Source organism: Micromonospora sp. HM134 (assembly GCF_007833915.1).
Classification (GTDB): Bacteria; Actinomycetota; Actinomycetes; order Mycobacteriales; family Micromonosporaceae; genus Micromonospora; species Micromonospora wenchangensis.
Genome location: NZ_CP041061.1, coordinates 6,051,517 through 6,065,629 on the forward strand (window position 1 = coordinate 6,051,517; position 14,113 = coordinate 6,065,629).

At 72.6% G+C, this 14,113-nt stretch carries 12 protein-coding genes and 1 pseudogene; 8 read left to right on the plus strand and 5 right to left on the minus strand.

Annotation, left to right across the window (positions count from 1 at the left end; genetic code table 11):
* Positions 1-29: 29 nt before the first annotated feature.
* The 3 genes from FJK98_RS26165 to FJK98_RS26175 all read left to right on the plus strand — a co-directional run bounded on the left by FJK98_RS26165 (position 30) and on the right by FJK98_RS26175 (position 1,976).
* Complete coding sequence (locus FJK98_RS26165; RefSeq protein ID WP_145921348.1) at positions 30-491, plus strand: Lrp/AsnC family transcriptional regulator; 462 nt, start codon at positions 30-32, stop codon at positions 489-491.
* Between the two features lie 87 nt (positions 492-578).
* Positions 579-1,103 carry a hypothetical protein gene (locus FJK98_RS26170; RefSeq protein WP_228544104.1) on the plus strand — a complete coding sequence of 175 codons (525 nt, stop codon included), beginning with the start codon at positions 579-581 and terminating at the stop codon, positions 1,101-1,103.
* Between the two features lie 48 nt (positions 1,104-1,151).
* Positions 1,152-1,976 (plus strand): class F sortase, encoded by an 825-nt coding sequence (locus FJK98_RS26175; protein WP_228544110.1) that lies wholly within the window; start codon positions 1,152-1,154, stop codon positions 1,974-1,976.
* A gap of 31 nt (positions 1,977-2,007) precedes the next feature.
* On the opposite strand, the gene FJK98_RS26180 is transcribed toward FJK98_RS26175, so the two are convergent.
* Positions 2,008-2,553 carry an HNH endonuclease gene (locus tag FJK98_RS26180; protein WP_088646592.1) on the minus strand — a complete coding sequence of 182 codons (546 nt, stop codon included), beginning with the start codon at positions 2,551-2,553 and terminating at the stop codon, positions 2,008-2,010.
* A gap of 259 nt (positions 2,554-2,812) precedes the next feature.
* Between FJK98_RS26180 and FJK98_RS26185 the strand changes: the two are divergent.
* From FJK98_RS26185 to FJK98_RS26195, 3 genes and pseudogenes are all read left to right on the plus strand, one after another.
* A pseudogene (locus FJK98_RS26185) lies at positions 2,813-3,907 on the plus strand (mechanosensitive ion channel family protein); the annotation flags it as partial.
* Positions 3,908-4,313: 406 nt separating this feature from the next.
* A complete protein-coding gene (locus FJK98_RS26190; protein WP_145921350.1) occupies positions 4,314-5,681 on the plus strand; it encodes an MFS transporter in 1,368 nt (455 codons plus the stop codon).
* 51 nt (positions 5,682-5,732) lie between these two features.
* Positions 5,733-6,155 (plus strand): globin, encoded by a 423-nt coding sequence (locus tag FJK98_RS26195; protein WP_145921351.1) that lies wholly within the window; start codon positions 5,733-5,735, stop codon positions 6,153-6,155.
* A 40-nt stretch (positions 6,156-6,195) separates the two neighbouring features.
* Here the strand turns inward: FJK98_RS26195 and FJK98_RS26200 are convergent, their stop codons facing one another.
* From FJK98_RS26200 to ettA, 4 genes are all read right to left on the minus strand, one after another.
* Positions 6,196-6,777 (minus strand): YbjN domain-containing protein, encoded by a 582-nt coding sequence (locus tag FJK98_RS26200; RefSeq protein WP_088646589.1) that lies wholly within the window; start codon positions 6,775-6,777, stop codon positions 6,196-6,198.
* A 131-nt stretch (positions 6,778-6,908) separates the two neighbouring features.
* Positions 6,909-7,628: a hypothetical protein gene (locus tag FJK98_RS26205; RefSeq protein WP_240762368.1), complete on the minus strand. Its 720-nt coding sequence runs from the start codon at positions 7,626-7,628 to the stop codon at positions 6,909-6,911.
* Positions 7,601-8,047 carry a thioesterase family protein gene (locus FJK98_RS26210; protein WP_088646587.1) on the minus strand — a complete coding sequence of 149 codons (447 nt, stop codon included), beginning with the start codon at positions 8,045-8,047 and terminating at the stop codon, positions 7,601-7,603. The genes FJK98_RS26205 and FJK98_RS26210 overlap by 28 nt, the downstream gene beginning before the upstream one ends.
* Positions 8,048-8,049: 2 nt before the next feature.
* Positions 8,050-9,726 carry an energy-dependent translational throttle protein EttA gene (gene ettA, locus FJK98_RS26215; protein ID WP_145921352.1) on the minus strand — a complete coding sequence of 559 codons (1,677 nt, stop codon included), beginning with the start codon at positions 9,724-9,726 and terminating at the stop codon, positions 8,050-8,052.
* 325 nt (positions 9,727-10,051) lie between these two features.
* Between ettA and FJK98_RS26220 the strand changes: the two genes are divergently transcribed.
* Together FJK98_RS26220 and otsB are read left to right on the plus strand one after the other, a co-directional pair.
* Positions 10,052-11,452, plus strand: a complete 1,401-nt coding sequence (locus FJK98_RS26220) for a trehalose-6-phosphate synthase (RefSeq protein ID WP_088646585.1) — start codon at positions 10,052-10,054, stop codon at positions 11,450-11,452.
* Positions 11,453-11,493: 41 nt separating this feature from the next.
* Positions 11,494-14,055, plus strand: coding sequence for a trehalose-phosphatase (gene otsB, locus FJK98_RS26225; protein WP_145923001.1), 2,562 nt, complete (start codon positions 11,494-11,496; stop codon positions 14,053-14,055).
* Positions 14,056-14,113 lie beyond the last annotated feature (58 nt).

Genomic DNA, 14,113 nt, shown 5'->3' on the forward strand with positions numbered 1-14,113 from the left:
GCACCACCTGCCGAAGATAAGGTCGGTGCGTGGACGAGATGGACTGGGCCCTGCTGCGGGAGTTGCAGGCCGACGCGCGGCTGTCGTACAGCGAACTGTCCCGGCGGGTGCACCTGTCCCCGCCGGCGGTCGCCGAACGGGTCCGCCGGCTGGAGGAGTCCGGGGTGGTCACCGGCTACCACGCGCACGTCGACCTGGCCCGCGCCGGCCGGGGGGTGGTCGCGCTGATCCGGATGTCCTGTTACGGCCCCCGGTGCATCCTGCACGACCCGAACGTCGTCGACTGGCCGGAGATCCAGGAGATCCACCGGATCACCGGGGACGCGTGCAGCATGCTCAAGGTCGCCGCCGGCTCGATCGGGCAGTTCGAGGCGGTGATCGACCGACTCGCCCCGTACGGGCAGCCGTCCAGCACGATGGTGCTCTCCAGCCCGTTGCAGTGGCATCCGGTCACCCCGTTGCCGCCCGCCACCGACCCCGGGCGGGCCTGAGTCCGGGTTTGCCCCCGGGCCAGCGGGAATGCAGCCCCGCACACCCGTCGCAGGATTCCGGCGAACCGTCGCCGGGAGGGGGGAATCATGCGGGGGCTCACTCTGCACCGTCACGCCGTCCACGCCGTACTGGCGATGCTCACCCTGGTCGGGGTGTTCGTCCTGGCGGCGGCCACCCCGGCGCGCGCCGGGGAGAACACCTTCGTCGAGGTCACGCCGAACACCGCGCAGGCCGGCACCCGGGTCACCGTCCGGGCGAGTTGCGACAACGCCAACAACCAGCAGGCCACCGTGCACTCGGACGCCTTCGGGCGGGTGGTGCTGCGGCCCGACAACGGCTTCCTCACCGGTGCGGTCACCATCCCGGGCAACAAGCAGCCCGGGGACTATCCGGTGGACCTGAAGTGCGCCAACGGCAACACCGCCTCGACCATGCTGACCGTGCTGAACATGGCCCAGCCGAGCAAGGGCCCGGCGACCGGCGGCGGCGGGACCGCGGGCGACCGGGGCAGCGGTTCGCTGCTGCTGGTCGGCGGACTGGCCGTGGTGGCCGTGGCGGCCGGGCTCGGCGTCTTCGGCGGCAACCGCCGACGGACCCGGGCCGGTGCCTGACCACCTGTCGTCATGGCCCGCACCCGTTCCCGGCCGGCCGGCCACCGGTTGCGGGCGGCGGCCCGGCGTACCGTCCGGGTCGCCGCCGGCAGCCGGCGCGCCGCCGGCAGCCTCGCCGCCCGTACCCGCCGCGCCGCCGGGCGTTTCCGCCGGGTCGCCGGCCAGGCGTTCTCCGCCAGCTTGACCACCGCCGACCCGGTCACCCAGGCCCGTCCGGTACGCCCGGCGCCCCGGGCTGCGGCGTTCGGCGGCCGGTTCACCGGGTCCGGGCCGGGTCTGCCGGTGCTGGCGATCGCCGCGGTGATGCTGCTGATCGTGGCGATGCTCGGGGTGGAGCGGGTCACCGGGCTCAGCGTCCTGCCGGACCGGTTCGTGGCCGGCCTGCGCCCGCCACCGAAGCGGTTCCCGGTGCTGTCGGGCAGCCCGCCGACCCAGATCGCCATCTCCCGGATCGACGTGCGGGCCCCGGTGCACCAGGTGGGCATCGCCCCGGACGGCAGCATCGACGTCCCGGCCACCGCCCGCGCCCAGGAGGCCGGCTGGTACGACCAGGGCCCCACCCCCGGCCAGTACGGCCCGGCGGTGATCGTCGGGCACGTGGACACCACCACCGGGCCGGCGGTCTTCCACGGGCTGCGGGAACTGCGCGACGGCGACGAGATCGAGGTGACCCGGGCCGACCGCAAGGTCGCCGTGTTCACGGTCGACGAGGTGCGGCGGTACGGCAAGGAACGGTTGCCGGTCGACGAGATCTTCGGCGACTTCAGCCGCCCCAACCTGCGGCTGATCACCTGCGGCGGGCGCTGGGTCGGCGGCGGGACCGGCTACGCCGACAACGTGGTGGTGTACGCCACCCTGGTCCGGGCCCGCTGACCCGCGCCGGCGCACCCGATTGCGACGCCCGTCAGGCGGCTTCGGCCTCGCGCAGCGGCTCCCGCAGGTCGAGCCAGTCCGCCCAGCGCGGGTCGGGCGCGCGGTGGCCGAGCACCCGCCAGGCGGTGCCTTTCGGGGCCGCCGGCAGGCAGTGCAGCCGCCACCCCAGCTCGGCCGGGGTCTTGTCGCCCTTGGTGTGGTTGCACCGGGCGCAGGCCGCGACCACGTTCTCCCAGGCGTGCCGGCCCCCACGGCTGCGCGGGAAGACATGGTCGATGGTCTCGGCGGGACCCCGGCAGTAGGCGCAGCGGTTGCCGTCACGGGCGAAGATCGCCCGGCGGGAGAGCCCGACATGGGTGCGGTAGGGCACCCGGACGAACCGGGTCAGCCGTACCACCGAGGGGACGGGGAGCGCGTCGTGGGCGCTGTGCAGGATGCCGTCGCCGTCGGCGACACAGACGGCCTTGGCGGAGAGCACCAGGATCGCGGCGCGACGCACGGACACGACACACAGCGGCTCGTAGGTGGCGTTGAGGACCAGCGCGCCGGAGCCCACCGTGGGTCGTATGTCAGGCATCGTGCTCACCCTCCCGGTCCAGCCGCTCCCACCGCTGGCAGCGCCGGTCGGCCCCCGGGCAGCGGCGGGCCACGACCGACTCCGGCGGGATCACCGTCGTCCGTTGACGCCAATCGTCCCTGATCGGACCCGCGATTGCACGCACTAATCCGGGGTACCCGCGGAACCCTCCGCACGGTGTAGGAAGATGTCCGGTTCGGCACCGTACGATCGCGGGCCGGGGCGGGCGTGGTGGGTCGGCCGTCGGCCGTCCGGCCCCCTGCGGTACGAAGACAGGGTGAGCGTCGTCAGCCTGTCGTCCGTCGTCCTGTCCGCCGCCCCGAGTCCGGCCCCGAGCGGCAGCCCGGGTTCCGGGGGCAGCTCGGGTGCCGACTGTCTGGGCAGCACCTCCTGCGAGTACCTGTACCGGGTGACCGGGTCGGCCTGGTTCGCCGAGGGCAGCTACTGGATCCTGCTCAAGCCGCTGCGGGTGGTGCTGATCCTGCTGCTGGCGTTCGTGGCCCGCTGGGCGCTGCACCGGACGATCAACCGGCTGGTCCGGACCACCACCGACGGCGCGGTGCCCACCCTGCTGCGTCCGCTGCGTGAGCGGGTGCCCACCGCCACGCTCGACCCGACCGAGTTCGTCCCCGAGCGGCGTCGCCAGCGCGCCGAGGCGATCGGCTCGGTGCTGCGCAGCATGGTCACCGCCTTCGTCTTCGGCATCGCGCTGCTGATGATCCTGCGCGAGTTCAGCTTCGACCTGGCCCCGCTGCTGGCCAGCGCCGGCATCGCCGGGGTGGCGCTCGGCTTCGGCGCGCAGAGTCTGGTGAAGGACCTGATCGCCGGGCTGTTCATGCTGATCGAGGACCAGTACGGCGTCGGTGACACGGTCGACCTGGGCGAGGCGACCGGGGTGGTCGAGTCGGTGGGGCTGCGGGTCACCACGGTCCGCGACGGTCGCGGGGTGCTCTGGTACATCCGCAACGGCGAGATCATCCGGGTGGGCAACAAGAGCCAGGGCTGGGCACTGGTCGTGATCGACCTGCCGATCGGGTTCGCCGGCACCGAGGAGGCCAACGCGGTGCTGCGGACGGCCGCCGCGTCGGTGGCGGTGGACCCGGAGCTGTCCCCCGACATCGTCGAGCCGCCCGAGGTGCTCGGCGTGGAGCAGATGACCGTCGACGGCGCGGTGATCCGTACGGTGGTCAAGACCACGGCGGAGGGGCAGTTCGCGGTCGGCCGGGAGTTGCGCCGCCGGCTCGCCGAGGCGTTGGAGAACTCGGGCATCACCGCGCGGATCGCGGCGGCCCGGCTCTATCCGGGGCTGCCGCCGGTCGGCATGACCACCGGCACCGCCGCCCCGACCACCCCGCCGGCCGCCGGCCCCGCCGCCCCCTCCGGCCCGACGGGTCCGGCCGTCCCGGCTGCCCCGACGGGCACGAACGATCCGACGGCCCCGGGTGCCCCGACGGGCGCCGGCACCCCGGCGGGCACCGGCAGCACGGGTGCCGGGCGGCCCGGGGACAGCTGAAACCGCAGCTCACCATCCGTCCGACCCGGCCCGATGGTCGGGGCTCGCGCGCCGGTCGACCCCTCGGGTATCGTCCGTTCGTTCAGTCGGGGATGCGACGATCAATCCGTTCGCCCTAGTCAGTTGTCAGACGATCGGGCAGAATCCGGTGCACGCGTTCCCGGGAGCGTGATCACGTCATCGCTGATCCGCGAATCTGACGACGGGGCCCCGCCGGGCCATCACAAGTGGCCGGTGCCGGGGCACGATGGAGGCGACGGTGTCCGACGAGCGACCCGCCCCGGACCGGCCGGCCACCTTCCGCGAGGTGTTCGGGCAGGGGGAGTTCCGGGCGGTCTTCGCCGCCAGTGTCCTGTCCTGGGTCGGCGACTACGTCGCCAAGGCCGCCGTCACCGTGCTGGTCTACCAGGAGAGCCGCTCCGTCGCCCTGTCCGCCGCCGCGTTCGCGGTCAGCTACCTGCCGTGGCTGGTCGGCGGTCCGCTGCTCGCCGCGCTCGCCGAGCGGTACCGGCACCGGCGGGTGATGGTGACCTGCGACGTGATCCGGATGCTGCTGACCGTCCTGATCGTGCTGCCCGGCCTGCCGGTCTGGGCGATCCTCGCGTTGCTCTTCGCCGCCACCCTGGCCAACCCGCCGAGCCAGGCGGCCCGCTCGGCGTTGCTGCCGGCGATCCTCACCGGGGACCGGCTGGTGCTCGGGCTGTCCCTCAACGCCAGCGCCAGCCAGGCCGCGCAGGTCGTCGGCTACCTGGCCGGCGCGGCGGTCGCCGCGGTCAGCCCGACGGCCGCGCTGCTGCTCAACGCGGCCACCTTCGGGCTGTCCGCGCTGCTCGTCCGGCTCGGCGTGCACGACCGGGAGCCGACGCTGAGCGCGGCGCACCGGACCCACCTGCTGCGGGAGACCGGCGAGGGGTTCCGGATCGTCTTCGGCACGCCCGTCCTGCGGGCGATCAGCCTGCTGGTGTTCAGCGCCATGCTCTTCTCGATCGTCCCGGAGGGACTGGCCGCCGCGTGGGCCGGCGAACGCTCCGGCAACGGCCTGGACTCGGGTGCCGCCCAGGCCGTCATCATGGCGGCCAACCCGGTCGGGTACATCGTCGGCGGACTGCTGGTCGGCCGGCTGGTGTCGCCCGCCGGCCGGCTCACCCTGATGCGACCGCTGGCGGTGCTCGCCCCGCTGGCCCTGGTGCCGGCGCTGCTGAACCCACCCCCGGTGGTGGTCGCCCTGCTCGCGGCGGCCTGCGGTTTCGCGGTCGCCGGCCTGATCCCGACGGCGAACGGTCTGTTCGTCCGGGCCCTGCCCAACGGCTACCGGGCCCGTGCCTTCGGTGTGATGGCCACCGGCATCCAGGTGATCCAGGGCGGCGCGGTGCTGGCCACCGGCCTGCTCGCCGACCGGTTCTCGGTGCCGGTGGTGGTCGGGGTGTGGAGCGCCGCCGGGGTGCTGCTGATGCTGGTCACCGCGCTGCGCTGGCCGGACCGGGCGACCGTCGACGCCGCCGTGAAGGCCGCCGACCTGGCCAACGCCGGCACCGGGTCACCGGCGGGCGACCGGCCCGAGTCGGCGACGCCCCGGCCCGGGGAGCGGGCCCGCCGGCGGCACGCTGTGACGTGATCGGCCGGTGGGCGGCGGTCGTGGCGTCGCCGTACCTGGCAGGATGGAACGGTGAATTCCGCAGGCGATCCCCGGCCCGTTCCGTCGACGACCTTCTTCGACGCGGTCGGTGGTGAGCCCACCTTCCGGCGGCTGGTCGACCGGTTCTACGCCGGCATCGCCGCCGATCCGCTGCTGCGCCCGATGTACCCGGAGGACGACCTCGGGCCGGCCACCGAGCGGATGACGCTGTTCCTGATGCAGTACTGGGGCGGCCCGAACACCTACTCGGCCCAGCGGGGGCATCCCCGGCTGCGGATGCGGCACGCGCCGTTCCGGATCGGCCCGGCCGAGCGGGACGCCTGGCTGCGCCACATGCGCCGGGCGGTGGACGAGTTGGACCTGCCACCGGAGCCCGCCGCCACCCTCTGGGACTACCTGGAGCGGTCGGCCTACTTCATGGTCAACGTGATGGAGGACCCGGCCGTCGGCTGACCCGGCGGCCACGACGGCGCGGGCGGGACGTCGGGCAGGCTCAGAGCAGGGCGCCCTCGTCGTGCAGCCAGTCGACGAAGGTGGTCGCCACGGCCGCGCCGCAGTCGAGCATCTCCACCAGCAGCGCGTCGTGCGCCCCGGCGCCGAGCGGCACCTGCAACTCGGCGTAGATGGGCAACTGGCCGCGCTCGGTCGGGTCGCCGATGTACGCCTTGCAGAACCGGCGGGTGTGGTTCCACTCGTTGACCACCCGGTAGGCCCGGTCAGCCCAGTCCGGCGGGACGGTGGCGTGCGGGCGGGCCCGCATCACCAGGATCTCGTCCTCGGGGCCTTCGAGGGTCACCAGCACCGCGTGCCGTTCCCACATGGCCAGCAGGTTGCCGTCACCGTCGGCCAGGTAACGCACGTCGAGCAGGTCGAGCGCGTCGCACACCCGGGCCAGGGTGACCGGCGCCACGGAGGCCGGCCGGTCGGTCACGACGGGCCGATCGGTGCCGGGGCAGTCCTCCGCCGGCTGCCGGGGCGGCGGTGGCCCCACCCGGATGCTGTCCACCGAGACTCCGCTTCGAGTTTCCGGGTCGCCGCCAGCGGCGGGACCAGGGCGCCATGACCACCACGGCATCGCTCGCGCACCTCACTCCCCAGCGGATCCAATCGCCTACGGTGCGTTGGATCCGAGGATGGACGGTACCCGGACAGCCGGGTTGAGACACCCCCCCAACGGCAGCCCCAGCCCGGAAGAATGAGCCGGGGTCATACTTTCGGCTGATCCCGCGCCGGACGAATTGCGAGATCCGAAACTTTCCGCGACCAGGCGGCTCCGTATGGTCCCACCAGACCGACCCACCGGCCGGCCACCCGGACCTGGACCTCCCCCGCCGCGGTGACCTCGGCCGGGCCCAGGAAACCCATCCGGACCAACCCCTGCACCAGCCGTTGGGTGATCTCCACCGGGTCGGCCGGATCGGCGTCGGGAGTGACGGTCACCGCCACGTGGTCCAGCAGCGCCTCCCGCAGCATCCGCTGCCCCACCGCACGCCCGCGTACCCCCTCGGCGGCGGCGGTGCGCAGGGTGCCCGCCGCGGCCTCGGCGATGCGCCGCAGCTCGGCGGCGGGCAGCACCTCGACCGGGCGGCTCACCACCGGGGGCAGCGGCCACCGCCACCGCTCGTCGCGGCCGGGCGGCAGCGCGGTGTCGGCGTCGGCCAACCGGGCCAGCAGCTCGGCCGCGTCCACGGTGACGTCGGCCGGGGCGCTCCCGGCCACCGTCCGGACCACCAGCACGTCCCACGGTAGCCGGGCCCAGAGGGCGGTACGGCCGACGCCGGGCAGCGGGCGTAGCCGGACCACCGTGGCCGGGTCGAGGCGGACCAGCCGGGCCAGGAAGGCCCCCGCGTCGTCCGCCCCGGCCAACCCGTGCTCCGGCCGGACGGTGGCCCCGCCGTTCACGCCGCCCCGTCGGTCAGGGCCCACGACTCCAGGAAGGCCCGTTCGTCGTCGCTGATCCGCCGGGGCCGCTTCTCCACGAGGTCGAACGGGACCAGCACCGAGCGGGCGGTGCTGGCCAGCACGTCGCCGTCGTACAGCTCGTAGGCGACGGTGAACGAGGCGGCCCGGATGCGCTCCACCCACAGTTCGATCCGGACGGTCGGCGCGGCCTGGGCGGTGGCCCGGCCGAGCGCGTAGTCGACCGGACGCAGGTAGTCGACCTCGTGCCGGCGGATGACGACCCCGTCGGCGAACGAGCCGACCCCCCACGCCTTGCCACCGGCGAACATCAACGCCACCCGCGCCTCCTCGTACAGGGTGAGGAAGCGCGAGTTGTTGACGTGGCCGTACGCGTCCAGGTCGGACCAGCGCAGGGTGCAGTGGTAGACGAAACGGTCCGCCATGCTCAGTCGCGGGTCAGCTTGCGGTAGGTCACCCGGTGCGGCCGGGCCGCCTCCGCCCCGAGCCGGTCGATCTTGTTCTTCTCGTACGCGTCGAAGTTGCCCTCGAACCAGAACCACTTCGCCGGGTTCTCGTCGTCGCCCTCCCAGGCCAGGATGTGGGTGGCGACCCGGTCGAGGAACATCCGGTCGTGGGAGATCACCACGGCGCAGCCGGGGAACTCCAGCAGGGCGTTCTCCAGGCTGGACAGCGTCTCGACGTCGAGGTCGTTGGTCGGCTCGTCGAGCAGGATGACGTTGCCGCCGATCTTGAGGGTCAGCGCCAGGTTGAGCCGGTTGCGCTCGCCACCGGAGAGCACCTTGGTCGGCTTCTGCTGGTCCGGCCCCTTGAAGCCGAACGCCGCGATGTACGCCCGGGACGGCATCTCGACCTTGCCCACCATCAGGTAGTCGAGACCGTCGGAGACGACCTCCCAGACGGTCTTGTCGCCGTGCAGGCCCTCCCGGTTCTGGTCGACGTACGACAGCGACACGGTGGGGCCGACCCGGACCTCGCCGCCGGTCGGCTGCTCCAACCCGACGATGGTCTTGAACAGGGTGGTCTTGCCGACGCCGTTCGGGCCGATGATGCCGACGATGCCGTTGCGCGGCAGCGAGAACGACAGGTCGTCGATGAGCAGCCGGTCGCCGAAGCCCTTGCTGAGGTGGTTGGCCTCGATGACCGTGCTGCCCAGGCGCGGGCCCGGCGGGATCTGGATCTCCTCGAAGTCCAGCTTGCGGGTCTTCTCCGCCTCGGCGGCCATCTCGTCGTAGCGGTCCAGCCGGGCCTTGGACTTGGTCTGCCGGGCCTTGGCGTTGGAGCGGACCCACTCCAGTTCCTCGGTGAGCCGCTTCTTCATCTTGGCGTCGCGGCGCCCCTCGACGGCCAGCCGGGCGGCCTTCTTCTCCAGGTAGGTGGAGTAGTTGCCCTCGTACGGGTACGTCCGGCCCCGGTCCAGCTCCAGGATCCAGTTGGCCACGTTGTCGAGGAAGTACCGGTCGTGGGTGATCGCCATGACGGTGCCGGCGTACTTGGCCAGGTGCTGCTCCAGCCAGGACACGCTCTCCGCGTCGAGGTGGTTGGTGGGCTCGTCGAGCAGCAGCAGGTCGGGCGCCTCCAGCAGCAGCTTGCACAGCGCGACCCGGCGGCGCTCCCCACCGGAGAGCTGGGTGACGTCGGCGTCCGGCGGCGGGCAGCGCAGCGCGTCCATGGCCAGTTCGAGCTTGGAGTCGATGTCCCAGGCGTCGAGGTGGTCCAGCTCCTCCTGGAGCCGGCCCATCTCCTCCATCAGCTCGTCGGAGTAGTCGGTGGCCATCTGTTCGGCGATGGCGTTGAACCGGTCCAGCTTGGCCTTGGTCCCGGCGACCGCCTCCTCGACGTTGCCGAGCACGGTCTTGCTGTCGTTGAGCGGGGGCTCCTGGGCGAGCATCCCGACGGTGTAGCCGGGCATCAGCCGGGCCTCGCCGTTGCTCGGCTTGTCCAGCCCTGCCATGATCTTGAGGAGGCTGGACTTACCGGCGCCGTTCGGGCCGACCACACCGATCTTGGCCCCCGGCAGGAAGTTCAGCGTCACGTTGTCGAGCACGACCTTGTCGCCGTGCGCCTTGCGCGCCTTTTCCAGGACGTAGATGAACTGGGCCACGGTGCGGGGTACCTCCGTCGGTTACTGTCGCGGGCTCGCGGGTGCGTCGGCGCGGGCTCCGACCTCCACCCGCCGCCGGCCGGGGGCCGGCCACGCGCACGCCGTCGTCAATCCTGACAGGTACGGCCGGCCGCGCCCACATCACCCCGCCCGGTCCGGTCCGCGCCGGGTCCGCCACCGCTGAGCTGGCGATGTTGACAAGATCACGGTACGGGTTCAGCGGCCGTGGGACGGGTAGGTAAGTCCGGCACGGGGTCCCAGACGCCGCAGCTACGCTCAGTACGCTCATCGCGGTGGACCCGTCAGCACCCGGAGGTGGCCGATCGTGACCGTCCGTAGCTCCTTTGTCGTTGTGGCCAACCGACTGCCGGTCGACGAGGTGAGCACACCCGAGGGACGACAGTGGCGGCGCAGCCCGGGTGGGCTGGTCACCGCGCTGCACCCCGTCCTCGCCGAGCACCGGGGCACCTGGGTCGGCTGGGCCGGTGGCACCGGCGCCGCCCCGGAGCCGTTCGACCTGGAGGGCATCCGGCTGCACCCGGTGCCGTTGAGCGCCGAGGAGTTGGAACGCTACTACGAGGGCCAGTCCAACGCGACCATCTGGCCGCTCTATCACGACGCCGTCGAGACACCCGCCTACAAGCGCCGCTGGCGGGAGGCGTACCGGCTGGTCAACGCCCGGTTCGCGGAGGCGGCGGCGGACGTCGCGGCCGAGGGCGCGACGGTCTGGGTGCAGGATTACCAGCTCCAGCTGGTCCCGGCGATGCTGCGCGAGCTGCGGCCGGATCTGAAGATCGGCTTCTTCCTGCACATCCCGTTCCCGCCGATCGAGCTGTTCATGCAGATGCCGTTCCGCACCGAGATCCTGCGCGGTCTGCTCGGCAGCGACCTGGTCGGTTTCCAGCAGCGGCTGGCCGCGCAGAACTTCGTCCGGCTGGCCCGGCACCTGCTCGGGCTGCGCTACGAGGGCCAGATGATCCAGGTCGACGGGCGGCAGGTGAAGGCGGGCGCGTTCCCGATCTCCATCGAGACCAAGGAGATGGAGCGGCTGGCCGAGGACCCGGCGATCCAGGCCCGCGCCAAGCAGATCCGCGAGGAGCTGGGCAACCCGAAGACGATCATCCTGGGCGTCGACCGGCTCGACTACACGAAGGGCATCGAACTCCGACTCAAGGCCTTCCGGGAACTCCTTGCTGACGGAAAGTTGACAGTTCCGGACGCGGTTATGGTGCAGGTCGCCACCCCCAGCCGGGAGCGCGTGGAGCACTACCAGGCACTTCGGGTCAAGGTGGAACGCGAGGTTGGTCGGATTAACGGCGAATTCGGCAGGGTCGGCGTGCCGGCGGTGCATTATCTGCATCAGTCGTACAGTCGCAGCGAACTGGCCGCGATGTACGTCGCGGCCGACGTGATGATGGTGACCCCGCTGCGAGACGGAATGAACCTGGTGGCCAAGGAGTACGTCGCATCGCGCGCCGACCAGGGCGGTGCGCTCGTGCTCAGTGAGTTCGCCGGCGCCGCCACCGAGCTGCGCCAGGCGTTCCTGTGCAATCCGCACGACCCCGACGCCGTCAAGGACGCCCTCCTGCGGGCTGTACACGTAGAGAAGCCGGAGGCCCGTCGACGCATGCGGATCATGCAACGTCACCTGCGCACCCACGATGTGGGGCACTGGGCGAAGTCCTTTCTGACCGAGTTGGGCGCACCGGGGACGGAGGCCGAGTGAACGCCCCCACCGCCGAGATCATCACCCCCGCCGCCGGGACGATGGACCCGGAGCTGCTCGCCGCGATCGGACGCATCGCCCGCGTACCGCAGCTCCTGGTCGCCTGCGACTACGACGGCACCCTCGCGCCGATCGTGGAGGACCCGAGCAAGGCCGTGCCGCTGCCCGAGTCGGTCGCCGCCGTCCGGGCGCTGGCCTCGCTGCCGCAGACCACCGTCGCGGTGGTCTCCGGGCGGGCGCTGCGCGACCTGGCCGCGCTGTCCCGGCTGCCCAACGAGATCCACCTCGTCGGCAGCCACGGCTCCGAGTTCGACATCGGCTTCGTCGAGCGGCTCTCCCCCGAACTGGTCGCCGTGCGCACCCGGCTGCGCGACGCGCTGCGCGAGATCGCCCTGGCCCACCCGGGGGTACGGCTGGAACGCAAGCCGGCAAGCGTCGCGGTGCACACCCGCGGGGTCGACCCGCAGGTCGCCGCCGCGGCCGTCGAGGCGGTCCGCAACGGGCCGGCGAAGTGGGACGACGTCACCGTCACCCAGGGCAAGGAGGTCATCGAGCTGTCGGTGGTCGCCACCCACAAGGGCACCGCGGTCGATCAGCTCCGCACCCAGCTCTCGGCCAGCGCGGTGCTGTTCATCGGCGACGACGTCACCGACGAGAACGCCTTCGGCAACCTGCACGGCCCCGACCTGGGCATCAAGATCGGCCCCGGGGACACCCAGGCGCACTACCGGGTGGCCGAGCCGATCGAGGCGGCCCGCGCGCTCGGCCTGCTGCTGGAGACCCGTCGGCACTGGCTCTTCGGCGAGCGGGCGGTGCCGATCGAGCGGCACTCGATGCTGGCCAACGGCCGTACCGTCGCGTTACTCACCCCCGAGGCCAAGGTGAGCTGGCTCTGCCACCCCAAGCCGGACTCGGCGGCGATCTTCGCCGACCTGGTCGGCGGCAGCCCGGCCGGGCACTTCACGGTCGGGCCGGAGCGGGGCGGCATCCCGCTGGGCCAGCGCTACCGCAACGGCACGATGACCGTGGAGACCCGTTGGTCGGGGCTCACCGTCACCGACTGGCTGGACCTGCCGGCCCGGGAGACCACCCCGGACGGCCCGGCCGTCATCACCGGCGACTCCACCCTGGTCCGGGTGCTCACCGGCTCCGGGCGGGCCCGCGTCGAGTTCGCCCCGCGTCCCGAGTTCGGGCAGGTCGCCACGCAGCTCCAGCCGATGGACGACGGCCTGCTGGTGCTCGGCTCCAACGAGCCCGTCGCGCTCTACTCCCCCGGGGTGACCTGGCAGGTCCGCAACGACGGCGGCTACGAGACCGCGCACGCCGTGGTCGACCTCTCCGCCACCGGCGGCCAGGTGGTGCTGGAGCTGCGCTTCGGCACGCACAGCCTGGAGGACCACGCGGTCGGCATCCACGAACGGCAGGCCCGGGCCGAGCAGCCCTGGAAGGACTGGGTGGCCTCGCTGCGGCTGCCCGCCACCGCCCGGGACCTGGTCGCCCGCAGCGCGCTCACCCTGCGCGGCCTCTGCCACGAGGCGACCGGCTCGATCCTGGCGGCGGCGACCACCTCGCTGCCGGAGGAGCTGGGCGGCGTCCGCAACTGGGACTACCGGTACTGCTGGCTGCGGGACGCGGCGATGACCGCCCGGGCCCTGGTCGACCTCGGCTCGATCGAGGAGGCCGAGGCGCTGCTGCGTTGGGTGGACGGCTGCATCGAGCGCACCGGCGGGCACCCCGAGCGGCTGCACCCGCTCTACACCGTGGACGGCTACGAGCTGGGCGCCGAGGCGGTCATCGACACCCTGCCCGGGTACGCCGGCTCCCGGCCGGTCCGGGTCGGCAACCTCGCCAACCACCAGCTCCAACTGGACGTCTTCGGCCCGATCGCCGACCTGATCGCGGCCGTCGCCGACGCCCGGGGTTCGGTCCGCGACGACGAGTGGCGGGTGCTGGACAACATGGTCGAGGCGGTCCGCCGCCGCTGGCACGAACCCGACCACGGCATCTGGGAGGCCCGCCTCCCGCCCCGGCACCACATCTTCTCCAAGGTGATGTGCTGGATGACCGTCGACCGGGCCCTGCACGTGGTGCGCCAGCACGACGGCGAGGACCGGCCGGAGTGGGTGGAGCTGCGCGACCGGATCGGTGCCAACGTGCTGGAGAACGGCTGGCACGAGGAGGTCGAGGCGTACAGCGTCGCGTACGGCGACGAGGACATGGACGCCTCCTCTCTCTGGATCGGGCTGTCCGGCCTGCTCCCGGGCGACGACCCGCGCTTCCTCTCCACCGTGCTCAAGATCGAGGCGGATCTGCGCAGCGGCCCGGTCGTCTACCGCTACCACTGGGACGACGGGCTGCCGGGCCGGGAGGGTGGCTTCCACATCTGCACGGCGTGGCTGATCGAGGCGTACCTGCGCACCGGTCGGCGCACCGACGCCGAGGAGCTGTTCGCCCAGATGGTCGACACCGCCGGCCCGACCGGGCTGCTCCCCGAGCAGTACGACCCGCTGGCCGAGCGCGGGCTGGGCAACCACCCGCAGGCGTACAGCCACCTCGGGCTGATCCGTTGCGCCCTGCTGCTGGACAACATGCTCAAGCAGTAGCGACAGTTCGACCCGCCACCTCGGCCCACCCGGCCGAGGTGGCGGCATCCCTCTCAAG

Excerpts from the sequence above, each read along its gene's own strand:
- FJK98_RS26170 (WP_228544104.1), top strand. The coding sequence starts at position 579 with ATGCGGGGGCTCACTCTGCACCGTCACGCCGTCCACGCCGTACTGGCG.
- FJK98_RS26180 (WP_088646592.1), bottom strand. The coding sequence starts at position 2,553 with ATGCCTGACATACGACCCACGGTGGGCTCCGGCGCGCTGGTCCTCAAC.
- FJK98_RS26190 (WP_145921350.1), top strand. The coding sequence starts at position 4,314 with ATGGAGGCGACGGTGTCCGACGAGCGACCCGCCCCGGACCGGCCGGCC.
- FJK98_RS26200 (WP_088646589.1), bottom strand. The coding sequence starts at position 6,777 with ATGCCGTGGTGGTCATGGCGCCCTGGTCCCGCCGCTGGCGGCGACCCG.
- FJK98_RS26210 (WP_088646587.1), bottom strand. The coding sequence starts at position 8,047 with ATGGCGGACCGTTTCGTCTACCACTGCACCCTGCGCTGGTCCGACCTG.
- otsB (WP_145923001.1), top strand. The coding sequence starts at position 11,494 with ATGGACCCGGAGCTGCTCGCCGCGATCGGACGCATCGCCCGCGTACCG.